General features: G+C 71.9%; 22 protein-coding genes and 1 pseudogene. 19 read left to right on the top strand and 4 right to left on the bottom strand.

Going from position 1 to position 23,969, the window contains the following annotated elements:
• The first annotated feature begins 3 nt into the window (after nt 1-3).
• From ACFXMG_RS02130 to ACFXMG_RS02055, 16 genes are all read left to right on the top strand, one after another.
• Complete coding sequence (locus tag ACFXMG_RS02130; RefSeq protein WP_383813874.1) at nt 4-402, top strand: hypothetical protein; 399 nt, start codon at nt 4-6, stop codon at nt 400-402.
• An 18-nt stretch (nt 403-420) separates the two neighbouring features.
• A complete protein-coding gene (locus ACFXMG_RS02125; protein WP_383813872.1) occupies nt 421-633 on the top strand; it encodes a hypothetical protein in 213 nt (70 codons plus the stop codon).
• Between the two features lie 22 nt (nt 634-655).
• Nucleotides 656-859: a hypothetical protein gene (locus ACFXMG_RS02120; protein ID WP_383813870.1), complete on the top strand. Its 204-nt coding sequence runs from the start codon at nt 656-658 to the stop codon at nt 857-859.
• A gap of 230 nt (nt 860-1,089) precedes the next feature.
• The gene (locus ACFXMG_RS02115) at nt 1,090-5,064 is read left to right on the top strand and encodes an AHH domain-containing protein (protein WP_384119501.1); all 3,975 of its coding nucleotides are present in this window, start codon (nt 1,090-1,092) and stop codon (nt 5,062-5,064) included.
• Nucleotides 5,065-5,086: 22 nt separating this feature from the next.
• Nucleotides 5,087-5,596 (top strand): hypothetical protein, encoded by a 510-nt coding sequence (locus tag ACFXMG_RS02110; protein WP_383813866.1) that lies wholly within the window; start codon nt 5,087-5,089, stop codon nt 5,594-5,596.
• The gene (locus tag ACFXMG_RS02105) at nt 5,593-6,018 is read left to right on the top strand and encodes a hypothetical protein (RefSeq protein WP_383813864.1); all 426 of its coding nucleotides are present in this window, start codon (nt 5,593-5,595) and stop codon (nt 6,016-6,018) included. The genes ACFXMG_RS02110 and ACFXMG_RS02105 overlap by 4 nt, the downstream gene beginning before the upstream one ends.
• Nucleotides 6,009-7,754 (top strand): hypothetical protein, encoded by a 1,746-nt coding sequence (locus tag ACFXMG_RS02100; RefSeq protein WP_383813862.1) that lies wholly within the window; start codon nt 6,009-6,011, stop codon nt 7,752-7,754. The genes ACFXMG_RS02105 and ACFXMG_RS02100 overlap by 10 nt, the downstream gene beginning before the upstream one ends.
• Entirely contained in the window at nt 7,754-8,125 is a 372-nt protein-coding gene (locus ACFXMG_RS02095) for a hypothetical protein (RefSeq protein ID WP_383813860.1), read from the top strand. The genes ACFXMG_RS02100 and ACFXMG_RS02095 overlap by 1 nt, the downstream gene beginning before the upstream one ends.
• Nucleotides 8,126-8,259: 134 nt before the next feature.
• Nucleotides 8,260-8,778, top strand: coding sequence for a hypothetical protein (locus ACFXMG_RS02090; RefSeq protein WP_383813858.1), 519 nt, complete (start codon nt 8,260-8,262; stop codon nt 8,776-8,778).
• On the top strand, nt 8,775-10,100 hold the full coding sequence (locus ACFXMG_RS02085) for a baseplate J/gp47 family protein (protein ID WP_383813856.1): 1,326 nt from the start codon (nt 8,775-8,777) through the stop codon (nt 10,098-10,100). The genes ACFXMG_RS02090 and ACFXMG_RS02085 overlap by 4 nt, the downstream gene beginning before the upstream one ends.
• Nucleotides 10,097-14,572 (top strand): LamG-like jellyroll fold domain-containing protein, encoded by a 4,476-nt coding sequence (locus tag ACFXMG_RS02080; RefSeq protein ID WP_383813854.1) that lies wholly within the window; start codon nt 10,097-10,099, stop codon nt 14,570-14,572. Before ACFXMG_RS02085 ends, ACFXMG_RS02080 begins: the two co-directional genes overlap by 4 nt.
• The gene (locus ACFXMG_RS02075) at nt 14,565-15,155 is read left to right on the top strand and encodes a hypothetical protein (protein WP_383813852.1); all 591 of its coding nucleotides are present in this window, start codon (nt 14,565-14,567) and stop codon (nt 15,153-15,155) included. Before ACFXMG_RS02080 ends, ACFXMG_RS02075 begins: the two co-directional genes overlap by 8 nt.
• 46 nt (nt 15,156-15,201) lie before the next feature.
• Complete coding sequence (locus ACFXMG_RS02070) at nt 15,202-17,262, top strand: hypothetical protein (protein WP_383813850.1); 2,061 nt, start codon at nt 15,202-15,204, stop codon at nt 17,260-17,262.
• Between the two features lie 90 nt (nt 17,263-17,352).
• Nucleotides 17,353-18,018, top strand: a complete 666-nt coding sequence (locus ACFXMG_RS02065) for a DUF6308 family protein (protein ID WP_383813848.1) — start codon at nt 17,353-17,355, stop codon at nt 18,016-18,018.
• Nucleotides 18,019-18,040: 22 nt separating this feature from the next.
• Nucleotides 18,041-18,613, top strand: coding sequence for a 2'-5' RNA ligase family protein (locus tag ACFXMG_RS02060; protein ID WP_384899867.1), 573 nt, complete (start codon nt 18,041-18,043; stop codon nt 18,611-18,613).
• 157 nt (nt 18,614-18,770) lie between these two features.
• Complete coding sequence (locus tag ACFXMG_RS02055) at nt 18,771-19,226, top strand: hypothetical protein (protein ID WP_383813845.1); 456 nt, start codon at nt 18,771-18,773, stop codon at nt 19,224-19,226.
• Nucleotides 19,227-19,242: 16 nt separating this feature from the next.
• Here ACFXMG_RS02055 and ACFXMG_RS02050 read toward each other — a convergent pair.
• Nucleotides 19,243-19,356, bottom strand: a pseudogene (locus ACFXMG_RS02050) (DUF664 domain-containing protein); the annotation flags it as partial.
• A 37-nt stretch (nt 19,357-19,393) separates the two neighbouring features.
• Complete coding sequence (locus ACFXMG_RS02045) at nt 19,394-19,846, bottom strand: Lrp/AsnC family transcriptional regulator (RefSeq protein ID WP_383813843.1); 453 nt, start codon at nt 19,844-19,846, stop codon at nt 19,394-19,396.
• 107 nt (nt 19,847-19,953) lie between these two features.
• Between ACFXMG_RS02045 and ACFXMG_RS02040 the strand changes: the two genes are divergently transcribed.
• The gene (locus ACFXMG_RS02040; protein ID WP_383813841.1) at nt 19,954-20,919 is read left to right on the top strand and encodes an SMP-30/gluconolactonase/LRE family protein; all 966 of its coding nucleotides are present in this window, start codon (nt 19,954-19,956) and stop codon (nt 20,917-20,919) included.
• Between the two features lie 35 nt (nt 20,920-20,954).
• Here the strand turns inward: ACFXMG_RS02040 and ACFXMG_RS02035 are convergent, their stop codons facing one another.
• Nucleotides 20,955-21,917, bottom strand: a complete 963-nt coding sequence (locus ACFXMG_RS02035; RefSeq protein ID WP_383813839.1) for a GlxA family transcriptional regulator — start codon at nt 21,915-21,917, stop codon at nt 20,955-20,957.
• A 115-nt stretch (nt 21,918-22,032) separates the two neighbouring features.
• On the opposite strand from ACFXMG_RS02035, the gene ACFXMG_RS02030 reads away from it, so the two are divergent.
• Nucleotides 22,033-22,965 (top strand): NADP-dependent oxidoreductase, encoded by a 933-nt coding sequence (locus ACFXMG_RS02030; RefSeq protein WP_383813970.1) that lies wholly within the window; start codon nt 22,033-22,035, stop codon nt 22,963-22,965.
• 52 nt (nt 22,966-23,017) lie between these two features.
• Here the strand turns inward: ACFXMG_RS02030 and ACFXMG_RS02025 are convergent, their stop codons facing one another.
• Nucleotides 23,018-23,491 (bottom strand): MarR family winged helix-turn-helix transcriptional regulator, encoded by a 474-nt coding sequence (locus tag ACFXMG_RS02025; protein WP_383813838.1) that lies wholly within the window; start codon nt 23,489-23,491, stop codon nt 23,018-23,020.
• 82 nt (nt 23,492-23,573) lie between these two features.
• Between ACFXMG_RS02025 and ACFXMG_RS02020 the strand changes: the two genes are divergently transcribed.
• Nucleotides 23,574-23,954 carry a cupin domain-containing protein gene (locus tag ACFXMG_RS02020; protein WP_383813836.1) on the top strand — a complete coding sequence of 127 codons (381 nt, stop codon included), beginning with the start codon at nt 23,574-23,576 and terminating at the stop codon, nt 23,952-23,954.
• Nucleotides 23,955-23,969 lie beyond the last annotated feature (15 nt).

Here is a 23,969-nt window from a genome sequence, read left to right as displayed (position 1 = left end):
GAGATGCCCGAGGTCAAGTGGGACACCCGGTTGGCGGTGATGCTCGACACCACCGTGATCACCCCCATCGACTCCTTCAACCCCACGTTCAACAGTCCGGTGCAGCCCCTGCACTCCCTGGAGGCCGACAACGTCGCCCATGTCGTCCAGCCCAAGGCGTTCACCTTCTCCATGGCGGTGAAGGCCATCGGCCCGGCCGTCGCCAAGCTCACGCAGATGGCACTGGAGCACCAGAGCTTCAACATCGGGCTCCAGGAGGCGTCCGGCAGCGACTGGACCTTCCAGCAGATCGTGTTCAACGACTGCTTCATCACGTCCGCGGCGAGCACGATCCTCATCGACGGCGTGCCCACCACCACCTTCAACTGCGTCTGCCTGGAAGTCACCCCCACCAGCGCCTGACCCGAGTGCGGAGGAGCCATGTCGCCGTCGCAGCAGTGGGAAACCGCCCCCGAGCCCTGGAGCGGCCCGCCCGAGGCCGGAGGGCCGGAACCGATCGTGGTCTCCGGCCCCGAAGCGGACCTCCACTTCCACTTCCCGATCGAGGTGGTCCTGGCCGGGGACATCGCCGAGGAGACCCGCCAGGAGCTCGTGACCGGAATCTACGAGGCCCTGCACGAGGCGCTCAGCTGAGCGCACGGCCTGGAGGGTCTCCATGACCAGGATCACCTGCCACTTCCCCATCACCGTGAGGATCACGGGAACCCCCTCGCCCGCCGCGCTCGAACGCCTGGGAGAAGTGGTCGAGAAGGCCCTGGCCGAGCGCCTGCGCTTCGCACGCGCCAGGATCGCGGCGGCCGGATACCCCGAGATCGTCCCGGCCGAGGAGGAGCCGGACGGCGCAGGGACGGCGCCGTGAAGACGGCGGTAGGCGGAGTGGCGTACCGGCGACTCCATCTCCCGACCTCGGTCACGTTCACCGGGGACGACGAACGGCACTCGTACGAAGGGCCGCTGGAGGCCCTGCTGCTCCGTGCCGTAGCCGACGCGATCGACGAGGACGACGAGCGGGCGGGGATCAGCGGGCCGCGGCTTGGGCGGAGGCCGGAACCCGCTCCTGTGGAACCTGCTTCAGTGGAATCTGCCCCAGTGGAACCCGTTCCGAGCGGGCGTAGCCATCTCACCTTCGCCATGGCCGTGGCCGGCCCGGACGAGGGCGGGGGAGAAGGGGCGGGGGAGAAGGAGGCGACCGACCAGCCTGACCAGGGCGAGGACCGAGTCGCCGGTACGGAGGGGACCGAAACCGTCGCCGCGCAGCCCGCCGCCCCTCCGCCGGTCGCCGCGCCGAAGAAGGGCTCTGGCGCAGCCGTCGCCGGCAGCGGAGCCCGTACGCAGACGAGTACCGCCCCCGCCACCGTCACCGACCCCTCTGCCCCCGCCCCCACGCCGGTCGACATCGAGGCGGCGCCGGGAGGCTCCGAGAAGGACCCCGATGTGACCGTGACGACGGAGCCGGAGAGCGAGGTGATCCAGGGGCCGAGTCCGGTCGACGGGCGGGCGGTGATGGTCATCGGGGCGACGCAGCTCGTGATGCTCGGCGAGGCGACGCGTCACGCCCGCTCGCTCAGCCTCCTCCACGCGGTCCAGCTCGGTGACCACCTCTTCGGCGCCCGCTCCTACGCCGTTCTCGAAGGCCCGCTCGGTACGTCGGCCAGCCACTTCTGGGCCGTGGCCACCGCCCCCACCGTCACCGACGAGACCATCGGCACGGCCGTGGCGAACTGGGAACTGGAGGGCCAGAAGATCAGCACCTTCGCGGGCTTCCGGGTCCTGCCCGTCGTCACCACGCTGGACGGCCACCGGTACGGCGTCAACCTGCTCTGGACCAAGGAGCGTGGCTGGGTGTGGGGGGACGTGGCGGAGGGCAAGCGCTGGATCCAGCTCAGCCGGTCCTCGTACGAGCACTGGCTCTCGGCCGAGGAGCTGAAGATCCTCACCTTCCAGGAGATCGACCGCCTGGTCGACGCCGGACTCGCCGGGGACGACGAGAGTCTGGAGAAGGCCGCCGCCCAGCTCGGCGAGATGAACGCGAAGGCGTTCTCCCTCGTGGACGAGGAGACGAGGGCGCGGTATCTGGAGGTCCTGGTCAAGGCGTGGACGTTCGAGGAGCAGCGGCACGCGATCATCCAGATCATGATCTCGCTGGACGGCCTGGCGCAGTTGCAGACCGTACGGGACCGGCTGATCCAGGCCGGACTCTACGAGCAGCTCTTCGCCGACCTGGGAAGCGACCTCTGGGACCTGCTCACGGCGGTCGGCAAGAAGTTCGGCGACCAGAAGTCCCTGACCGTACGCGAGTTCATCGGCCTGGTGGCGGAGGCGCTCAACCTGTCGATGCGCCACGACGCCGGGCTGACACAGAACGTGGAGGCGGAGCGGACCGCCGTCATCGGCCTCAAGAAGCTGGTCGAGATCGAGGAGGCCGTCCGGGCGGCGACGGGATTCGTCCTGGGGACGCTCGAATCCTTCAAGATCATGCTGACCCAGCCGGAGAAGATCCTCTCCGGGCTGTGGGAACTCCACAAGCTCACGGTCTCCTGCTACATGGCCCAGTGGGGCGACCCCGTGTCGACCCGGCAGATCGAGGAGCTGCTGCGGAAGGTCGGCGGGGCGCTCGTCGACGGTCTGCGCGGTGCCGCCCTCTTCGGGATCGGCCCGCGCGCCCTCACGAGGATCAAGTGGGCCGTGATCATCGAGGCCCTCACCTGGATCACGGAGATCAAGGCCGCCGTCGAGGCGCTGGTCAAGCTGGAGAAGGTCGTCTCCATCCTGCGCTTCCTCAAGATGCTCAAGGTGTTCGAAGGTGAGCAGATCGCCGCCCGGTTCACCCGGCTGGCCGAGGCCCTGCACGGCGGCAGCGCCGTCCTGAGGGGGCTCAAGGACGAGCACGCCGTCGCGGAGTTGCTGATCATGCTGCCCGAGGAGGACGGTGTCCGGCTCGGCGCGGTGCTGAGCGAGGTCGAGGTGCCGAAGGGGAGCCGGCTCGCCGAGCTGATGGAGCATCCCCGCCTCGGCCCCGTACTCGCCGAGATCCGGCCGAAGGCCGAGGTCCTCCGGGTGCTGGGCGCCAAGTCGGGCGGCCTCACACCGGAGCTGGCGCAGACCTTCGCCCGGCTGACCGGCAAGGACGGCTTCACGATCGCCGAGGTCGCCAAGGTGGCCGAGGCGCTCCAGGAGGGCGAGGGCGCCCGGTTCGCCACGATGCTGGAGGAGATCGGCTTCGGCCGGATCGGGGCCCAGTCCCAGGTGAAGGCCGACCTGCTGGCGATGCTGGCCGGGGACAGCCGGCGGATGGACGCGGTCCACCAGTACGGGATCGGTGTGGTCGGTCAGATGCACGCGCGCTCGGCGGGGAGGGCGGAAGCCTTCGACGTCATGCTCGCGAGACTGGAGAAGCTCCGCGCCCAGCACGTCGCCGACGGCAAGGCGGTGGAGTTCAGCGAACTCGTCGGCAAGCTCGGGGAGGGACAGAAGGGTGCCTGGCGGCGGGTGGACCGGCCGCTGAAGGCGCCTCGCCCCAAGGCACCTCGCGCGACCGCCGCTGAAAGGGCACCCGTACGACAGCGGATCAAGGAACTGCGCGAGCGGTACCCGAAGAACACGCTCAAGGACCCGAAGGCGATGGACGACGCGCTGCGGCAGATCGCGCGGATGTCCGAGACCGACCCCGCGAAGGCGATGGAGCACCTGGAGAACTTCGAGGACCTCCTCAAGGCCCGGGGGACGACCGAGGGCCACGTCGCCGAGATCGTGGCCGAGGCGGAGGCGAAGGCGAGCCGGGAGGCCAAGGCCCTGCACCACGAGCCCGACGAAGCGCCACCGGAGCGGCTGACCACCCGCGAGAAGATCAAGACGAAGACCGGAGAGGCCGGGTCGCCGTCGCACCAGCTCACGGAGGCCATGGAGGCCATCGGCCAGCACAAGGGCCACGGAAACGACGCGCACCACGCGCTGGCGGCGTCGGACCGGCGCGCCGAGCCGGTGCGGGAGACCCTCGAATGGGCGGGGGTCAACCCCGACGCCGATCCGCTGAACGGCGTCTACCTGCCCAGGACTTCCATGGACCCGAAGATCATCCCGCAGGCCGCGACACGCCACCAGGTGCTGCACACGGACAACTACTACAAGGAGATCACGCGGCGCATCGTCGAGGCCAGGAAGACCGGCGGGGCGGACGGGGTGATCCACGAGATGTCCCGGATCAAGGAGGACCTCCTCCACGGCTGGCACCCGCCGGCCGCCACGGGCACCAACCCGGAGAACTTCGCCCAGTGGTTCGCGAAGTACCGGCACAACCTGGAGTGGCTGACCGATGCCGAGCAGCTTGAGCTGCTGGAGAGGGTGAGGGCACCGGCGCGCAAGAAGCGGGCGGCGGCGCCGAAGGTGGTCCGGAAGGCGGCACCGAGGCCGACGGGGCCTGAAGCGGCACCTCAGCAGCCTCCGGTGAAGGCGAGGGCCAAGCCGAAGGCCACGGTGGAGCCGAAGGCTGAGGTGAAGTCGAAGTCGAAGTCGAAGGCTAAGGGTGAGGTTGAGGCCCGGCCCAAGTCCGAGCCGAAGCCCAAGCCCAAGTCCGAGCTCAAGGCTGAGGAAGCGAGGCCCAAGGTCAAAGCCAAGCCCAAGACGACGGCGAAGGCGAAGGCGAAGGTCAAGTCCAAGGCGAAGACCAAGTCCAAGGTCGAGACGAAGCCGAAGGCCAAGCGCAAGGCCGAGACGAAGCGGAAGGCGCCCGAAGCCGCGCCCAAGTCCAAGCCCAAGGCAGAGGTGGAGCCCGAGCCCGCGACCACGCCCGAGCCGCAGTCCGAGCCTGACGTGCACGTACGCGTGGACATCGAGGGCGAGGCCGCAGCCGCCGACGTAGCCGCCGAGCCCGCCGCAGCCGGCCCCCGCGTACACCTCGGCCCAGAACCCCACATCCGCGTCGGGCCCAAGCCCCAGATCCGTGTGGACGTGGGGGCCGAGGACGTGGCGGGTGAGCCGCTGTTCGACGTCGTCGTCGTGGACGACGCGCCGAAGCCGGAGCAGAAGAAGAAGCGGGCGCACCGGCGAGGAGGCGGGGGGTCATGAGCAGGGAAGGGAGGCGCGGACCATGCCCGCCGGTGTGAACGTCCCCGTCCTGATCGGCGCGGTGCCGCTGTTCACGGTCACCAGCCTGTCCCTCAGCGAGGGGTACCAGGTGGCCAGGATCGCCGGCAGCCGTCTCGCGCAGCTCGTCGCGCCGACGACGAGGACGATCAGCGTGGAGGCCGTCCTCGTCGGCCGGACCCGGCTGCTCTCCAAGAAGGGCCTGGAGGCGATGGCGCTCACCTCGCGCGCCCTGGCGGCCTCCACGGCGCCGCTGATGAAGGTGGCGGGACTGCCGGTGGTCTGCGGGATGACCGTCAGCCTCGACATGCAGATCACCAGCCTGCGCTTCACCCAGTCCAACCAGAAGCGCGACGCGCTCGACGTCTCCATCAGCCTCGAACAGGTCCCCCGCTCCAGCCTCACGGCGATGCTCGGCGAAGCCATGGACCTCGCGCTCGCCGCCGGTACCGTCGCGATCCCCAGCGTCAGCGAGATGATCTCGCCGGCCCGGCAGCTGGGAGGTGGCCTGTGACCGCCGAACCGCTCTTCCACCGGCTCCCCGTCGAGCCCGACCTGGGGCTGCCCCAGGCGTTCCGGTGCCCGGTGGGCGAGTTCGCGTACGACTTCGCCCTGTACGCCAACTTCTCCGGGGGCGAGGACGACCCGCCCGAGACGCTGTACGACCTCGCGGAGTGGAGCCGGGCGCCCCAGCCGATCGACCCCGGGCTGCAACGCGTACCCCCCGGCCATCTGGTGCTCAGGGTGACGGCCTCGGGCCCCGACGGGCCGCGCGTCCTCTTCCTGCGCAAGCTCGTACCGGAGCCGGACCTCGTCCACGCGGCGGGCCCACTGGCCGTCAAGCTCGTCGAGGCGACGGTGGCGCGCGGCAACCTCAACGGAAGCGGCCACTACGGCTCCCGGATCGTGATCGGGGTGGCGCGGCGATGGGCGTGATCCTCTGGTACATGCTGGACTTCCCGATCCTGCGGCAGAAGATCTCCAACGACGTCCGCAGCGGCTCGGTCCTGGCCGACGCCGAGATCGTGGTCAAGTACGAGATCGGTGAACCGGGCACGTTCGACATCACCTTCGCGGACCTGCCGATCGCCCTCCACAAGGCGCTGACGGCCGCCCTCGTGGAGAAGACCGGCCCCGACGCCGGGATCGACGTCGACATCCACCTCGGGTACATGGACGACCCGTCAGGGCGGGAGGTGGTCCTGTCGGGCCGGGTCGACGCGATCAGGTCGACGACCCGGTTCCCGCCGCTCGCGATGCGCCTCACCGGGTTCGAGGAGGCCGCGTTCCGGCTGCTGAACCACACCGATCCGGGCAGCGATCCGCCCAGGGCCGCCTACTCGCGGCCCCTGACGAACCCCGTCGAGGCGGCCCAGCACATCGCCGGGCTCGCGGGAGTCGAGGTGGTGGGGCCGAAGGAGCCCTGCCCCCTCCTCCGCGAGATCAACAGGACCGGCAAGAACGCCTTCGCGCTGCTCAGGGGAGTGGCCGACGCGTGGGGGTACGAGATCCTCGTCCAGGACGGGGTCGTCCAGTGCGGCAAGACCCTCAGCCATCCGCCCGAGCAGAGCCTGATCCCCGACATCCCCAAGGACGCGGTGCTGGCGGCCATGATGCTCAGCGAGGAATGCCTCGTCGCGCACAAGACCATGACCGTCGCCCGGCTGGCGGAGTTCAAACCCGCCCAGCTGCAAGCCGTCGGCAAACAGGCCCTGGTCGGCGACCCGGCGGACCCCACCAAGGTGGAACTCTTCGACTTCACCGTGCTCGGAGTCCCCTCCCTGCGGGCCGGGCAGTTGGTGGCCGCCGGAGTGGAGGGGTACGAGAAGCCGCTCCGCAGCTTCCGCGTCCTCCAGCTGACCCACACCTTCTCGCCGCGCAACGGATACACCTGCTCCGGCCGCGCCGTGCAGTTCAGCACCCGTGACGGCAACCACCGGCGCAGCGGGCTCGCCCGCAAGGCGAGCGCCCACTCGATCGCGGACCTCATCGCCGGCAAGGCGCAGGAGAACGCCGCCGCCACCCCCTCCGTCGACGTCGGCCACGTCGAGAAGGCCCAGCCGGGCCGACGGGTGGCGAGCGTGACCGTCGGACAGCGGCCCAACGAGGCCGTCGCCTCGCCCAGCGTGGACGTGGCGGTCACCGCGGAGAACGGGGAACGGCGCGACAAGCCCGTCGCCTCCCCCTTCGCCTGGCACAAGGTCGGCCTGTCGGTCCCGGTGTACAGCGGCATGCGCGCCCTCCTCAACCACGTCAGGGACGACCCCGACGACGCCGTGGTGACGGGCTTCCTGTGGGCCAACGACCCCGAGACGGACCGCCCGAAGTCCAAGGACGGCGACTGGTGGCTCTGCCTGCCCACCGAGCTCACCGGCGACATGCCGCCCAAGCCCACCGGCAAGGGCGCCAACGACCTGATCGCCGCGGACGGGCGCCGGGTCGTGGAGGCGGTCGGGCTGAAGATCGCGATCGGGGGGAAGGCGTGCTCGCCCGTCGGCGAGCGGCCCACCGAAGGCGATGCCGACGTCTTCCTGCTCACCCACACGTCGGGGACCACCGTCTCGATCGACGCCGGCGGGAACGTCACCGTCGACGGCGGCCCGCAGGACGTGGTCCTCAAGGCCGGGGGAGTCACCCTCACGATCGGCAAGGGAAAGGTGGCGATCAGCTGATGCCCCTCGTACTCGTCGAAGGCGCGATCATCCAGTGCACCCACCAGGGCCGGCTCACCCTCGCCAGGGGCGACCCCCGGGTCACCGTCAAGGGCAAAGGCGTCGTCCTCGCCGGCAAGGAAGGCGGCCTGACGTTCGGCTCGGCCGCCACCCCCGTACCCGGCATGATCACCCCCTGTACCGCGACCACCCCCAGCGGCCCCCAACCCTGCGTCACCACCCCGGCGACCCCCGACGGCTGGTCCAAGAAACTCACGGTCGGCGGCAGCCCGGCCCTCCTGGCCACAGCCTCCGGCATCACCGCCAGCGGCCAGGGCCCCGGCCGCTGGACCGTGGCGAACCCCGGCCAGACCATCCTGGAGTCCCAGTGACGCCTCCGAACGCACCACTGGAACCGCCCCCGGCGAGGCCCGGCGAAGGCGGCGGCTCCGCCGACCAGCCCGGCGGACAGTCCGGCGGACAGTCCGGAGGCCCGTTCGGCGCCGGCGCCGGCCCCGCGCCCCCCATGGCTGCCTTCCGTGATCCGGCAGCCCGCTTCAGCGACCCCGCGAGCGAGGCGCCCCGCGACGGCGCGCCGAGCCTCGGGCGCAGCCTCGCGCTGGAGGACGGGGACCTCGTCCTCGACGGGCGTACGCACGACCTCGCCCTCGTCTTCGGTGCCGACGCGCTGGAGCAGGCGCTGGGGCTGGGGGTCGCCACGCAGACGGGGAGCGACCGGCTCAACACACGGTTCGGGTTCGACCGGCTGGCCATCGGGGCGTACGCACCGGACCTGGCCACCCGCAAGGAGTTCCTCACGATGGAGCTCGTCCGCTGCGTCAGCTCGGACCCGCGGGTCACCGACGTGCGCGAGGTGTTCTTCGACGACGACCAGCGGTACCGGGAGCTGCGGCCGGGGCTCGACGAGGAGACCCACCGCCGGCAGGTGGCCGCCGCCCACGCGGCGCGCGTCTACGCGGTGTACGCCGTCGTCGACACCATCGCCCGCTCCACTCTCACCCTCCGCGCAAGGGGCACCCCATGACCTCCGAGGAACGGTTCGGCGTCGGCGAGGACGGGTTCGTCGTCAAGGGCATCGACCGGATCATCGCCGACCAGCAGGCCCGCGCCCGGGCCATGTTCGGCGACGACGTCGACCTCTCCTCCGGCAGCGCGCTGCGCAAGGTCCTGGACGCCGCCGCCCTCGACACCCACGAGCTGTGGCGGGCCCTGGAATCCCAGTACTACGGCGCCTTCGTCACCACCGCCGAAGGCCCCAGCCTGGACCTCCTCGGCTGCGACCTCGGACTGCCCCGCCGCGAACTCCGCGCCCGCGGCCCCGTCCTCCTCGCGCTCGCCGCCCCGGAGGACGACCGGCGGTACGGCCTCCCGCAGGGCACGCTCCTCCTGACCGTGCCCGAGGCCGACGAGCCCGTCCTGGCCTTCCGGAGCACCGGAGCCGCCCTCCTCACCGCGGAGCGGAAGACCGCCACCGTCGAGGCCGAGGCCATCGCGCGAGGTGCCGAAGGGAACATCGCCAGCGGCCGGAAGCTGCGCCTCGACCCCGACTGGGCCCGGCACAACCTCGACCTGGGCACCGCCGAGATCGAGGGCGTCGCCCAGCAGACCTTCGGCGGCGGGGACCTCGGCGAGTCCGACGCCGCCTACCGGGCCCGGCTGCTCGGCGTCCCCCGCACCGTCTGGACCCAGGAAGCGCTGCTCGCCCAGGTGCTCGACGTGAACGGCGTACGCGACGCGGCGATCTTCGATCCCCTCGGCGGCGTCGAGGCCACCCGCCACACCTACGGAACCTTCCGCTTCGGCAGCCGCACCTTCTCCGGAGAGCGCCGGACCGGCTCCCCCTACTTCTTCGACCTTGTCGTCGCCGCCGAGCCCGGCTGGCCCTGGAACAGCGGCGAGGCGCACGTCACCGGCGTGTACGACGAAGTCCTCGACGTCGTACGGCAGTGGCGGCCGGTGTCCGTCTTCCCCGACATCCTCGCGGCCAACCAGGTCGACGTCGGGATGCGCGCCACGCTGGTCGTCGAGGCGGGCCACGACGGGGAAGCCGTCAAGGGCGCGATCCTCGACGCCGTACGCGCCTCCGTCAACCGGCTCCGGCTCGGACACGGCGTGCTCTACTCCGACGTCGTCCTCAGCGCCCGCACCGCCGCCGGCGTCACGGACGTCCAGAACCTGCGGCTGCGCCGCTTCGCCCCCGCGTTCGGACAGACCTCCTACGGCGGAGGGACCTACGGCGCCTCCCAGGAACTGTCCGTGGGGGAGAACCTGGACCTGGCCCCCGACGAGATCGCCCGCTTCTCCGTGGACACCTCCATGGCCGACCTCCGGGTCGTGGTCACATGAGCACCAAGCAACCCTGCGGCCACTCCCACCCCAGCCTCCGCGCCCCGCTGCCGGACGGCGCCCTCGCCGTCATGCGGGACGCGCTCCCCGCCCCGTACGACCGGGGGATGGAACGCATGACCGTTCCGCTCGACACCCCGCAGGACGGCGGGCCGGTCACCGTCCCCGCCTACGACTTCGACCGCTACGAACGCTTCTACGGCAGGCCGCCCGCCTCCCCCCGCTATCTGCTCGCCCCCCGGCAGGACGTCACCGAACCCCTCACCGTCCGGGTCGCCTTCACCCGGGCCACGGGCGCGGAAGCGGAGCACGACGAGCACGTGGAGCACGTGGAGCACGTAGACGTACGGATCCCGGCGGGACACCCGGGCGGACGCGCCGTGACGATCCCGATCCCCGGCCGCGCGGCCGAGGTCACCGACCGGCTGCGGCTGGCGAGCCTCGCGCCCCTCGCACCCGCCACCACCTTCGGCACCGTCACCTGGGAGGTCACCGCCCTCCTCGGGAACCTGGCCAAACTGCTCTGGGTCATCGGCGCGGAACACGAAATCGTCGCGGAGCAGCTCCGCGACGTGACGGCCCAGCGGAACACCGAAACCGCCCACGGCGTGAGCCTCGACCTCCTCGGTCTCGACCTGGGCGCACCCCGCTTCCCGCCCCGGCCACACACCGTGGACGGCGCGACGATCGCGCTCTTCCACCTCGACGACGTCCCGCCCTCCGACTCCGGCGAACTCCCGGCCATCGGCGCCGAGGTGACCACGGTCACCGACGCCGCCGCGCCCACCCGGCAGGGCGTGAACAAGGGCGCCCGCAGCGGCCGGACCGGGCGTTTCGCGCACGCCTTCGGCTTCGGACCGGGCGAGAGCGTCATCAGCGTCGCCGACGCTCCGGCCTTCGCCCTCCCGGCCACCGCCGACTTCACCGTCGAAGCCGTCGTACGACCTGACGGGACCGCCGCGACCGGGGCGACCGCGCCCGGGGCCCCCGGCGTCGTCGTCGCCAAGCAGGAGAAGCCCGGTACTCCCGAGGCCAAGGGCTGGGCCCTGACGTTCGGCACCTTCCGTGGCATCGACCACAACCTTCGCTTCTCCGTCTCCGACGGCCGTCGCACGGTCGAGGTGTTCGCCGACCGCGACCTCGCCGACGGCGCCTTCCACCACGTCGCCGGCGTGCTCGCCCGCGAGGCGGAGACCGCCGCCGTCCTGCTCCACGTCGACGGACGGGAGGTGGCCCGCAAGGGAACCGAGACCTCCCTCGGCGTGCTGACCAGCACCGCCAAGCTCGTGATCGGCCGGGCCACGGACACCCCGGAGGAAGCGGCGAGCAGCACGCAGTACACCGGTCTGATCGAGGAGGTACGGCTCTCCAGCGCCGCCCGTGACGCCTTCGACCCCGTCACCGGCGAACCCGACGAGCAGTACCGCCGCAGGCTCCGGATCTTCCACCGCTGGCTCCTCCCCACCCCCGACGGGCTCCAGGCCGCGGTGAACGCGGCGGCCGGACCGGTCGCCGACCCGGACAACCCGGACGAACCGGGCGACCCCGAACCCTTCGTGGTACGGGAACGGACCGAGGTGCTCGCCACCGGCGGACGCAACCTTCGCGTCCTGCCGACCCAACTCCCCGTGAGCCAGTCGATCACCGCCGAGGGCGCCTTCGGCACACCCGAGGAGACCGCCGTCGGCACCGCCGCCCGCGACGAACCCGACTTCGACCCCGCCTGGCTCCTCAGCCACCCCGACCGGCCCGGCCTCACCTTCGCGGACGACGAGAACAGCCGCAGGATGCAACTCGGAGTCGTCCGCGCCCTGGACGCCCTCCTCGACCGCCTCGCCGCAGGCCCGGACCCAGGCCCGGACCGAGGCCCGAACCGAGGCCCGGACCGCCCCCCGGGTGACGCCCCCGCGCAGCCCGCCGGTACGGCCGCCGCCGCCGGCACCCTGCGCGTCCTCAAGGCGTACGACCCCACCGCCACCGGCCTGCACGGCGTCGGCCGCGCCGTGCTGCTCACCCACGAGCCGACCATCGGCCCCGCACGGCTCGGCGCGCTGGCGCACGCGGCCGGGTTCGGCTGGGTCCACCACACCAGGGACGGCCACATCTACGCCGCCCAGCCGCGCGGCGACGTCTTCCGCATCGTCACGCGGCCCACGGAGGCGCCTCCCGGTCAGCCGGACGTCACGGAGGGCGGCGCGCTCGTCCTCGGCATCGAGCCCGACCCCTCCCGCCTCCCCGACGCCGAGGTCCACTGGTCCGTGCTCCGCTCGGGAGCGGGCGACGCCGTCTTCCCGCCGCGCGAACCGGGCACCCTCCGCGCCCGCGCCGCCGGCGACGTCTCCGTCCGCGTCGAGGTCGTCCGCCACGGCCACGTCGGCAGCGGCACCCGCGTCCTCCGGATCGGCCTCTCCGACTCCTCCCTCTCGGCCGGACACGCCATCAGCGGCACGGGCCGCCGGGACGCCACCGAGGCGGCCGCCGCCGGGCCGCCCACCCCCGGCTTCGACCCGCGCATGCTCCGCGTCCGCACCGACGACCTGACCCAGCCCCCGCGCCGCGTCGCCTACGGCACCGAGCCCGGCAACCGCCTGACGCAACGCGTCACCGCCGCCGCCCTCGACCGCCTGCTCGACCTCCTCTCGGACACACCCGGCAACCTCCTCGTGCTCACGTCGTACGTCCCCGAGGCCCCGACCGCACCACCCCCGGACGACCCCACCCCAGCCGACCCCGACACCGCCCTCCACACCCAGGGCCGCGCGCTGCGCCTCCGCCACCCCACGCTCACCGCCCCGGCCCTCGCGGCACGAGCGTTCGCCGCCGCCTTCGACCACATCCGCATCGACGCACCCCCGCCCACCGAGCCGGACGAACCGGAGACCGTCCGCGTCGCGGTCGCACCCGGCGAACAGCTCACGGTGACCGCACGAGCCGGGCCCGAAGCCGAGGATCCCGTACCACTCCGGCCGGGAGCAGAGGATCCCGTACCGCTCGGGACCGAAGTCGAGGATCCCGTACCCCTCCACGTCGAAGCCCGCCGCTCCCTCCTCGTCGAGGTCGACCCCGCCGCCGAACCCTCCGCCGCCTGCTTCGCCGCCGACGGTTCGCGGGTCTTCCTCGCCGAACCGGGCACCCACCGGATCACGTCCTTCGCCCTCGCGGCGAACCCCCCGCGCCCCGCACCCCGGATCCGCCTGGACACCTCACGCCGGGTGGCCCCCTTCCCCGGAGCCCTCGCGTTCGGCGGCGGCCACCTCTTCGTGGCGCACGAAGCGCTCAACCGCATCGCGGTCCTGACCCCCGCGACGCTGGAACCGGCCACCACCCCACCGGGCGACCTCACCTGCCCCGGACCGGCCGCGCTGGCGACCGACACCACCCGGCTCTACGCCGGCTGCGGCGACAGGACGCTGCGCGCCTTCGCCCTCACCACCGGCGCGCAGGCGGCCTCCTTGGCGTTGCCGGCCGCGCCGCGATCCCTCGCGGTCGCCGCCGACACCCCCTCCCTCTTCGCCGTCCTGGACGACGGCCGATGGTGCCGCGTGGAACGCTCGCCGCTGGCCGTGCGCGAAACGGTCGACACCCAGGACCCGAACGCCCACTCCCTCGCCGTCACGGCGAACGGGAAGAAGCTCTACGTCATCTGCCCCGGACCGGGCCGCCCCGCCGGCGCGGCGAGGATCCTGGCCTACCGTCCCCCGGACCGGAACCCGAAGGTCGTCATCGACGGATTCCCGTCCGGCACCGAGCCGGTCGCACTGACCCTCAGTGGCGACGGGAAGCTGCTGTACGTGGCGACGGAAGGCCCGCCCCCGGCGACCGGCCGGGTGTACGTCGTCGACGTCGCCACCGACAGGCGCCTGCCGCAGACGTTCAGCCCAGGCCGGGGCGGGCCCGCCCTCGCCGCGAGCCCGTCCGGCGCCGCGTACCCGCCCTGCCTCGTCATCGCCCCGCGCCACGGAGGCACCGTGCTCCTCGCGGATCCGGCACCGCTCGCCGCGAACCCGCCCGGCCCGCCGCGGCTCGACGCGGAGCTGCCGCTCGGCACCGGTCTGGGCGAGGTCCTCGCCTGGTCGTCCACCCCGGACGGCCACGGCGCCGCCGAACCGGAGACGCCCGGCGCCCCGGTGAGCGCGGTCGCCGGTGTCGTGCCCGGACGGGTCCTGCTCCGGGCCATGTACCTGCCCGCCGAGGGGCTGCGGCCCTACCAGTGCGAGGTCCGGCTCAAGCCCGCGCTGGAGTCGAAGCCGGGCGTGGTCGTCACGAGGGAGCAGTACGACCTGGTCCTCAACGTCCTCAACTGGTTCCACCCCCTCGGCGTGGAATGCCGCACGGACCGCCTGCGGGCGTCGGCGGGACTCGACGGCGAGGGCGCGGACGGGCCGCGCCTGTACACCGTCCCGGCGTACCACGTCGCCGACCCCTTCTCGTCCCCCTTCATCCGTCTACGCAAGGACGGCCGTGATGATTGAGCGCTACGTACCCAAGTTCAGCCACAAGGACTGGATCGACCATCAGGACCGTGTCCAGGCGGGTGGCAAGGACGGTCTCAACAGCCGGTTCCACCGGCTGGAGGAGGAGTTCGCCGGTCTCGCGGACAACCAGATCAACCGGATCCTCGACGTGCTGGGGGCGCCGACGAGACATCTCACGCTCGTCCCCGCCCTCATCCGCTACACGGACGCCGAGGCCGAGGTGCCGCCCTGGGCACAGAGCGTCGACAGCGTCGAGAAGCCGGACGGCGAGACGGAGGCGCACGGCGTCATGAACGTGCTGCTGCCGGACGGGGTCTTCGTACGCTCCCTGCTCGTGACGGGCGACAACCAGTCCAGTACGGGCACGCTGACGGTGACCCTCAAGAGCCGGAAGATCGACAACACCGGCGGGGGCGCCAAGGCGCTCATCACCTCCACGGCGCTCGACATCCCCGCCGTGCCGAGCACGGAGGTGAAGATCCAGAACGACGCGAACCGCTACTTCCTGACGGTCGATGTCGAGCGCGCGGAGGCGAGCGAAACGGTCAGTGTGTTCTGCGTCCAGCTCGTCTACCAGTGACCGTCCGTCCGGAACGGTCTTCGGCACCCCGGGAGAGGAGACGGACATGTCACCCGTGCAGCCCCCTGAAGCGCAGGACGGCGCCAGCCAATTCGACCCGGGGACACGCAAGTTCGGTGTGTGGGGAGACTGTAGCTCGGGCAACGGCGTACTCGGCAGCAGCGGCAACGCGGGCACGGCGGAGGATCCGATCGGTGGCGTCGCGGGTGTCCACAACCGCTCCGGCGGCGTAGGGGTGGTGGGCCGGTCCCGGCATCCCGGCGGAGGCACCGGAGTCGTCGGCATCAGTGCGGGCGGGGTCGGCGTGTCGGGCGTCAGCGAGGGCGCCGGCGCCGGCGTGTCGGGCACCGGCGTCCAGGGCCCGGGCGTCCACGGCACCAGCACCCAGGGCCCCGGAGTGACCGGTACGGGCGGATCCGGCCACCCCGGCGTGACCGGCACCGGCACGGACGCCCCCGGCGTGGCGGGCACGAGCACCCAGGGCGCGGGCGTGTCCGGCACCGCCACCGGGTCGGGACCGGGACTGCGCGGGACCTCGGAAGAAGGCCCCGGAGTCTCCGGCGAGACCACCGGCACCGGCCCGGGCGTGACCGGCACCGGAGTCACCGGCCCCGGAGTCGCGGGCACCAGCGAACAGGCCGACGGCGTCATGGGAAAGGGCGGCGGCACGGGCGCGGGCGTCCTCGGCACCGCGTCCGACGGCCCCGGACTCTCCGGAACGAGCACCGGCGGTGCCGGAGTCCTCGGCCAGGGCGGCGGCACCGCGCCCGGCGTGGACGGCAAGGCCACGGGCGGCCCGGGAGTCTCCGGTACGAGCACCGACGGCGCGGGCGTCGCGGGCACCAGCGTGAAGGGCGACGGCGTCACCGGCCAGGGCGGAGGCCAGGGCGCGGGCGTCAGGGGCCGGGCGACCGAAGGTCCGGGCGTTCAGGGAAGCAGCACCACCGGAGCCGGCCTGCACGGCGAGGGCGGAGGGACCTCCGCGGGCGTCGAAGGCGTCGGTACGTCCGGCGTGGGCGTGCTCGGTACGAGCAGCCAGGGCGCCGGGGTCTCCGGCACGAGTACGCAGGGAGTGGGCGTCACCGGCGAGGGTGGCGGCGCGCACCCGGGCGTCGAGGGAACCGGCACCTCGGGCCCGGGCGTGTCCGGCACCAGCACACGGGACGCCGGCGTGTCCGGCACCGGAGGAGGCACCGGCCCCGGAGTCCTCGGTACGGGCACCGCCGGCGCCGGCCTCAAGGGCGTCAGCGCCAGCGGTGCGGGGGTCCTCGCCGAGAGCGCGAGCGGCGCGGGCGTCTCCGCGTCGAGCACCCGGGGCGCCGGTGTCGCGGGCACCAGCGAGCAGGGAGCGGGCGTCACCGGCAAGGGTGGCGGTACGAAGCCCGGCGTCGAGGGCACCGGAGGCGCGGGGCCCGGCCTGTCCGGCAGCAGTACGGGCAACGCCGGTGTACACGGCAAGGGCGGCGGCATGCACCCCGGCGTCAAGGGCACCTGCACCCTCGGCCCCGGCGTCACCGGCACCAGCGTCCAGGGCAACGGAGTGGAAGCCCACGGAGCCGTCGGCCTCTACGCGAAGGGATCGTCACAAGCCGCCTACCTGGACGGCGACGTCGTCATCACCGGAACCGTCTCCGACGGCGCGGCCCTCATGCGCATCGACCACCCTCTCCAGCCCGAGGACCGCTACCTCGTCCACGCGACGGTCGTGTCCTCCGAGCTGAAGAGCGTCTACGACGGCACGGTCGTCCTCGACGACGACGGCCACGCCACCGTCGAACTCCCCGACTGGTTCGAGTCGTTGAACCAGTCCTTCCGCTACCAGCTCACCTCCGTCGGCGCCCCCGCCCCCGAACTCCACGTCAGCCGCCCCCTCACCGACCACACCTTCGCGATCGCGGGCGGCGCGCCGCACCTCGAAGTCTGCTGGCAGATCACCGGAGTCCGCTGCGACAGCTGGGCCCGCGCCCACCCGCTCACCGCGGAGGAGAGCAAACCGGCGGAGGAGAAAGGCTACTTCGTCCACCCGGAACTGATAGGCCAGCCGCCGACCCGCTCCCTCGCCACACGCGTGGCGAGCGAAGCGGCCCCCAGGGAAAGTACGGACTAACACCTCCCAGACCAGCGCGAACTGACTACGATCACCCGAGAGATCACTCAGGGACCACCCCAGCCGGACCACAACCGAAGCGGAGCACGAATGCCCAAGGCCACCCCTCCGCACCCCACCCCGGCAACCCTGACCACCCTCCTCCAGGCCCACCTCACCGCCCCCCGAGCCATCAAGGACCTGCGCGACTACTTCGCCACGTACACCGGCCGCCACTTCGAACACCTGGCAGGCGGCGGCGACCGTCCGGAGACAGCCCACCGCATCACGGCAGAAGACCTGATCGCGGTCCAGACACTCTCGGTGACCGTGCCCACTGCTGTAGCGCTCGACATCCTGGAGGGCCCACTAGGCACGCGCCTCTCCGACCTGCTCCGCGCCATCCCGGTGGACAAGGACATGGCCGATGCCGAGCCCACCGACCTGTCCGGCGGCTCACCGGCGCACCAGGCATGGCATCTCCTCGTGGCCCAGCCCAAGGTCGGACCGGTCATCGCAGGCAAGCTCCTGGCACGCAAACGCCCCCGTCTGCTCCCCGTCTACGACAAGGTCGTCCGCTGCGCCCTGGGCAGCCCGACCCCCTCATTCTGGCTAGCCCTCCACACGGCCCTACGCGCCGACGACCACACCCTCCACCACCAACTCCTCGCCCTACGCCAGTCCGCCGAACTACCGGACACGATCAGCGCCCTGCGCGTGTGCGACGTAGCGGTGTGGATGGGACACCGCGCGGAGAAGCACGCCTGTCCCCGCTGACGACTTCTGCCAAGGAGGCGTGGTGTGCAGGGCAGAGGTGGCAGCATGCGGTGTCATGGCAGAGGACAGCACCCGTGCGTTTCAGGCGGGCCAGACGGGTCTCATCGTCCGGATCCCGGAGGCGGAGCCGTCCGTCCGCGGGTGGCGTGAACGGCTCGACCCCTCCGCCCAGGCCGGTGTCCCAGCCCACGTCACCGTGCTCTTCCCGTTTCTCGACGAGAGCCGGATCGACACGCTCGTCCATGCCGCTCTCGCAGACGTCCTGGTCAGCCACGATGCCTTTGACCTACGGTTCGAGCGCTGCGGACGGCTCCCGGAAGTCCTCTACCTCGCCCCGGAGCCTGACAAGCGGTTGCGGCAGCTCACGGAGGCGATCGCCGATCGCTGGCCCGAGGCTCCGCCGTACGGCGGCCGCTACGCCGAGATCGTGCCGCACCTGACCATCGCTCAAGGCCAGGAAGACACCGTCCTGGAGGAGGTCGCGGCCGACCTCGCCGGCAGCCTCCCGTTCACGGCTCACGTCTCGTCGGTGGAACTCATCGTTCACGACGGCACGAAGTGGCAAGAACGAGCATCGTTCGCGCTCGGAGGGTGAACCAGTTCAGGGACGGGACAACAGCGCTGTACAGCGTGTTGCAGCAGGCGCTCCTGGTGCAGGTGGGCTCGGTGAGCGGGGTCGGGGGAGACGGAGAGAGACGGACCGGATTCAGGCGGAGGCGAGAACCGAGACGGAGCGCGACTGGCTGGCCGCGATGCCCGCGGGGCTGGAGGGGACTGCCGACCGGATCCTCGACCTGTCCCGCACCGGCGGTGGCCCGTCTCCCGAGTTGCTCGCGGATCTCACGGACCGCCTGCAACGGGCGTTCCCCGACCCGGTGGACCGGGCGCTGGCCCTGCTCGGCTGGTACGGCTCCGGCAGCGGGCGCTGCTCCGGCTATCCCGTCCACGAGGGCGTACCCGGCGAACTGCTCGGCACGGTACCGATCGCCGATCTGCTCGCCGCCTTGTCCGACCCGCGGGCCGACGAGCGGCACGACGCCGGAGCCGTTCGGCACCTGGTGGGCTGGAAGACCCGCCCGCGCCAGAAACGCGACGTCGCCCGCCTGACGGAACCCCTGCGTATCCGACTATTGGCACACGCCCGCCGCTCCGAAGACTCTGACAAACAGAACCGCGCCGAACGGTGGCTGGCACCGCCGAGGGCCTGACATGCAGGCTGGTGCGTCACCTGCCGGTGGAGCCGTCAGCCTCCTCGCGGAGGATGTCGGCGTGGCCGGCATGGCGGGCCGTCTCCTTGATCATGTGGACGAGCACCCACCGCATCCGCGGTGTACCCGTCCACCGGGGCGCGACCGAGGTCGACGGTGTGAGGCGATCACGGCGCCTCTGCGGTCAGCGGTGAGAGCGGTCGCTCGAAGAAGGTTTCCAGGGCCACCGTGGCCTGCGTTCCGCTGACCCCCTCGATCGCGTAGATCCGGCGCAGTACGTCCTGGAGTTGCTCGGTCGTCGCGGTCCTGACCTTCACCAGCACCGAGGCGCTGCCGGCGATGACGTGCGCCTCCAGGATCTCGGGGAGCGCGGCGAAGGCCGGTCCCGACTCACCCATCCAGGACGTCGAGTCGACCATGACGTAGGCCAGGACGCCGCTGCCCACGGCCGCGGGGTCCACCTCCACGGAGGTACGCCGGATGACGCCGCGCTCCCGCAGCTTCCGCACCCGCTCGTGTGCTGCACCGGCTGACAGGCCGACGGCCTGGCCGAGCGTGGCGTACGGCTGTGTGGCGTCCTGCTGGAGCTGAGCCAGCAGTGCACGATCGATGTGATCCACAAATCTCCATTCGGAATCCACTAGCCTGGTCAGTATCTCATCTTGCAGGATCGGTGACAGGCTGATTCTGGTTCGGTGTATGACCGTTACCTTGAGGAGTGGACTCCATGAGCGGCGAGCGCCCGGGGCTGTACGAGATGCTGGACGACCGGTTCCGTACCGGCAGGTGCATGAACGGGGACGACGCGCTGGAGGTCCTGTTCACCGGCTGCCGTTGGGCGGAGGGGCCGATCTACCTGCCGGCCTGGCGCCAGGTGGTCTGGAGCGACATCCCCAACGACCGGATGCTGCGGTGGGACGAGGAGACCGGCTCGGTCGGCGTCTTCCGCCGCTCCGCCGGACACACCAACGGCAACACCCTCGACCGCGAGGGCAGGCTGATCACCTGTGAGCAGGGCAGCCGCCGGGTCACCCGGACCGAGCACGACGGCACCGTCACCGTGCTGGCCGACCGCTGGCAGGGCAAGCGCCTGAACAGCCCGAACGACGCGGCCGTGAAGTCCGACGGCTCGATCTGGTTCTCCGACCCGGACTTCGGCATCACCAGCGACTACGAGGGCTACCGCGCCGAGAGCGAGATCGGCGCGAACAACGTCTACCGCATCGACCCCGCCACGGGCGAAGTCCGCCTGGTAGCCGACTGCTTCGACGCGCCGAACGGACTCGTCTTCTCGGCCGACGAGCGCCAACTGTACGTCTCCGACACCCGCGCGGGCCTCGTCCGGGTCTTCGACGTACGCGACGACGGCACGCTGTCCGAGGGCACGGTCTTCGCCGACGCGGCGGCCCGCGAGAAGGCCCGCTTCGACAACCTCCGCTTCGACGACGGCGGTCGTCTCTGGGTCGCCGCCATGGACGACGGCGTCCACTGCTACGACCCCGGCGGCACCCTGATCGGCCGCCTCGACGTCCCCGAGGCGGTCGCCAACATCGCCTGGGGCGGCGCCAAGCGCAACCGCCTCTTCATCACCGCCGAGACCAGCCTCTACTCGGTGGTCATGGGCGTCACCGGCACCCACCCGACCGGCCCGGGACGACGGCCCTGGCTGGAGGCGGCGCCCCTGCCCCGATGAACTCGCCACCGATCGTCACCCTGTCGACACGGCACTCACCGCGCCGACGCGGCGGTCCCCCGGAAGGTGCGGCGGTACGCCATCGGCGAGACCCCGATCGCGGAGTGCAGGTGCTCGCGCAACGAGGTCCCGGTCGCGAAGCCGACCTGTCCGGCGATGTCGTCGACGGCCAGGTCGGTGATCTCCAGGAGGTGCTGCGCCCGGGACACGCGCTGCTGGATCAGCCAGCGCCCCGGGCTCATCCCGACTTCCTCGTTGAACCGCCGGGTGAACGTGCGCAGGCTCATCCGGGCATGCCGGGCGAGCTGCGCCAGGGTCAGCGGCTCGTGCAGGTTCTCCAGCGCCCACTGGCGCGTCGCCGACGTGCCGTTCGCGGCTGACGGGGGCACCGGATGTTCGATGTACTGCGCCTGGCCGCCGTCCCGCCACGGCGGTACGACGCAGACCCGCGCCACGTGATTGGCGACGGCCGCACCGTGATCCCGCCGCACGAGATGGAGGCAGACGTCGACGCCGGAGGCGGCACCGGCCGAGGTCAGGACGTCGCCGTCGTCCACGAACAGCACATCCGGGTCCAGCGCGACCGCCGGATACCAGGACCGGAAGACGCCGGCGACCGCCCAGTGGGTGGTGGCGGGCCGGCCGTCGAGCAGCCCGGCCGCCGCCAGGACGAAGGCACCCGTGCAGATCGACACGATGCGGGTCCCCGGCCGGACCGCCGCGAGGGCCTCGGCCACGGCCGGCGGCAGCTCGCGCGAGAGCCGGGAGATGTCGAACGGCGGCAGCAGCACCGTGTCCGCCGTCGCGAGGACCTCCGGGCCGTGCGCCACCGTCACCGAGAAGTCGGAGTTCGTGGCGACGGGGCCGCCGTCGACGGAGCAGGTCACGACCTCGTACCGGTCCTGGAGCGCGCCGAGGATCCGGCTCGGGATGCCGAGCTCGAAGGGGTACACCCCGTCCAGGGCGAGGACGACGACACGATGGACAGCGGTGGTCATGGCACGATCCCGTCGGAAGTTGTCATTCATGCCATGGTACGGGGGAGCGGCTCCGGCAAGGCTGGTGCACATGACGAACCCCACCACCCCAAACTCCACTCCCACCACGCCCACCATGCGCGCCATCAGCCAGAACACCCACGGCACCCCCGACGTCCTCGCGGAGGTCGTCGTGCCCCGGCCCGCGCCCGCCCCGGGCCAGATCCTCGTCGCCGTCCGCGCCGCGGGCGTCAACCCGACCGACTGGAAGCACCGCGCCGCCGGGCTCTTCCTCGGCCGTCTGCCGCTGGTCCTCGGCTGGGACGTGTCCGGCGTCGTCGAGGCCGTCGGCTTCGGCGTGACCGTGTTCAAGCCGGGGGACGAGGTCTTCGGGATGCTGCCCTACCCGCACGGCGTCGGCTCCCACGCGGAGTACGTGACGGGCCCCGCCCGCGGCTTCGCGCACAAGCCCGCCGGCATCGACCACGTCCAGGCCGGAGCCCTGCCGCTCGCCGCCCTCACCGCCTATCAGGCGATCGTCGACACGGCCGCGGTCCGCCCCGGACAGCGTGTCCTGGTCCACGCGGCCGCCGGTGGCGTCGGCCACCTCGCCGTCCAGATCGCCAAGGCCCGCGGCGCGTACGTCATCGGCACCGCCAGCGCGCCCAAGCACGACTTCGTCCGCTCGCTCGGCGCGGACGAGGTCATCGACTACCGCACCACCGACTTCCGCGACGCCGTCCAGGACGTCGACATGGTCCTCGACCCGCTCTCCGGCGACACCCGCGCCCGCTCCCTCGACGTCCTGCGCCCCGGCGGCGTCCTGGTGTCGCTCCTGCCGGGGACCGACCCCGACGAGGCCGCGAAGGCCGCGGCCCGCCAGGTCCGCGTCGAGACCCTCCTCGTCGAGGCCGACCACGCCGGCATGAACGCCGTCGCCGACCTGGTCGCCTCCGGCTCCCTGCGCGCCCACATCGAGGCCGTCTTCCCGCTCGCCGAGGCGGCCAAGGCCCACGCCCTGGGCGAGACGGACCGCACCACCGGCAAGATCGTGCTCACCGTTTCCTGAACCTGAACTGGAAGCAGACCCCAGGGCCGGTAGCCGGGCTTGGCCCCCGACGTCACCAGACGGGGCGCCAGGGTGGGATCGAGTCTCCGGCCAGCGCGCGGATGAGCGCCGCGAGTTCGGCACGCGGAACGTGATGGCCGGCTTCGTGGAGCTGCTTCGTCACCTGCGCCTCCAGTTCGTGCAGGGTCCGCCCGGCCACCGTCAGGTGCTCCCGCGCCTTCGCGGTCAGGACGACGAGCTTCCGGCGCCCGCCGGCGGGGTGCGGTTGCCGCTCGACGTAACCCCGCTTCTCCAGGTCGTCGATGATCTGGCCGGCGGCCTGCTTGGTGACCCCGAGTCGCTCCGCCAGCTCGCTGCTCGTCGCGCCGGAACCCCGTAGCGCCTGGAAGACGAGCCCGTGCATGGGCCGCAGATCGTCGTAGCCGGCGGCGTCGAGACGGCTCACGAACTCGGAGAGGACGAGCTGGAAGGCCATACCGAGCAGGAAGGTGAGCTCGGCACGCTCAAGGGGGTCAGGAGTCTCCACCGGTTCATCTTGACACACCTGAATAAAGCGCCTTTACTCGCAGCGAGTGAGTAAAGGCGCTTTACGCGGGAGGAACACGCAGATGCGGATGCACGTAGTCAGTGAGAGCGAGCAGCGGACGACCACGACGCCGGCCGGCTCGATGTTCGGCCTGGCCGGACCCAGCCAGGGCAGTGCCGAGGTCAGCACCTGGCGGGTGGCACTCGGCGCGGACTCCGCCACGCCGGTGCACATCATCGACCGCGAGCAGGTGTGGATGCCGCTGTCGGGCGAGTTCGAGATCGAGACGGACGGCGACACCGGATACGCCAAGCCCGGCCAGGCCATCATCGTCCCCGCCGGAGCCGTACGGCGGCTGAAGGCCGCGCGCGGCCCGGCGGAGGCACTCGTCGCCATGCCCGTGGGCGGCAAGGCGATGATGCCCGGCGGCGAGGACAAGATTCCGCTCCCGTGGGCCGAGTGACCCGATAGCGACCCG

The sequence above is a fragment of the Streptomyces sp. NPDC059201 genome (genome assembly GCF_042754585.1).
Lineage (GTDB): Bacteria > Actinomycetota > Actinomycetes > Streptomycetales > Streptomycetaceae > Streptomyces.
The sequence above is the reverse complement of the archived record's forward strand: the minus strand, read 5'-3'. Positions and strand labels throughout refer to the sequence as shown.

Bases quoted from the DNA above. Each gene is read 5' to 3' on its own strand.
- ACFXMG_RS02130 (WP_383813874.1), top strand. From the start codon at position 4: ATGCCCGAGGTCAAGTGGGACACCCGGTTGGCGGTGATGCTCGACACC.
- ACFXMG_RS02125 (WP_383813872.1), top strand. From the start codon at position 421: ATGTCGCCGTCGCAGCAGTGGGAAACCGCCCCCGAGCCCTGGAGCGGC.
- ACFXMG_RS02120 (WP_383813870.1), top strand. From the start codon at position 656: ATGACCAGGATCACCTGCCACTTCCCCATCACCGTGAGGATCACGGGA.
- ACFXMG_RS02110 (WP_383813866.1), top strand. From the start codon at position 5,087: ATGCCCGCCGGTGTGAACGTCCCCGTCCTGATCGGCGCGGTGCCGCTG.
- ACFXMG_RS02100 (WP_383813862.1), top strand. From the start codon at position 6,009: ATGGGCGTGATCCTCTGGTACATGCTGGACTTCCCGATCCTGCGGCAG.
- ACFXMG_RS02095 (WP_383813860.1), top strand. From the start codon at position 7,754: ATGCCCCTCGTACTCGTCGAAGGCGCGATCATCCAGTGCACCCACCAG.
- ACFXMG_RS02090 (WP_383813858.1), top strand. From the start codon at position 8,260: ATGGCTGCCTTCCGTGATCCGGCAGCCCGCTTCAGCGACCCCGCGAGC.
- ACFXMG_RS02085 (WP_383813856.1), top strand. From the start codon at position 8,775: ATGACCTCCGAGGAACGGTTCGGCGTCGGCGAGGACGGGTTCGTCGTC.
- ACFXMG_RS02080 (WP_383813854.1), top strand. From the start codon at position 10,097: ATGAGCACCAAGCAACCCTGCGGCCACTCCCACCCCAGCCTCCGCGCC.
- ACFXMG_RS02075 (WP_383813852.1), top strand. From the start codon at position 14,565: ATGATTGAGCGCTACGTACCCAAGTTCAGCCACAAGGACTGGATCGAC.
- ACFXMG_RS02070 (WP_383813850.1), top strand. From the start codon at position 15,202: ATGTCACCCGTGCAGCCCCCTGAAGCGCAGGACGGCGCCAGCCAATTC.
- ACFXMG_RS02065 (WP_383813848.1), top strand. From the start codon at position 17,353: ATGCCCAAGGCCACCCCTCCGCACCCCACCCCGGCAACCCTGACCACC.
- ACFXMG_RS02055 (WP_383813845.1), top strand. From the start codon at position 18,771: ATGCCCGCGGGGCTGGAGGGGACTGCCGACCGGATCCTCGACCTGTCC.
- ACFXMG_RS02040 (WP_383813841.1), top strand. From the start codon at position 19,954: ATGAGCGGCGAGCGCCCGGGGCTGTACGAGATGCTGGACGACCGGTTC.
- ACFXMG_RS02035 (WP_383813839.1), bottom strand. From the start codon at position 21,917: ATGACCACCGCTGTCCATCGTGTCGTCGTCCTCGCCCTGGACGGGGTG.
- ACFXMG_RS02030 (WP_383813970.1), top strand. From the start codon at position 22,033: ATGCGCGCCATCAGCCAGAACACCCACGGCACCCCCGACGTCCTCGCG.
- ACFXMG_RS02020 (WP_383813836.1), top strand. From the start codon at position 23,574: ATGCGGATGCACGTAGTCAGTGAGAGCGAGCAGCGGACGACCACGACG.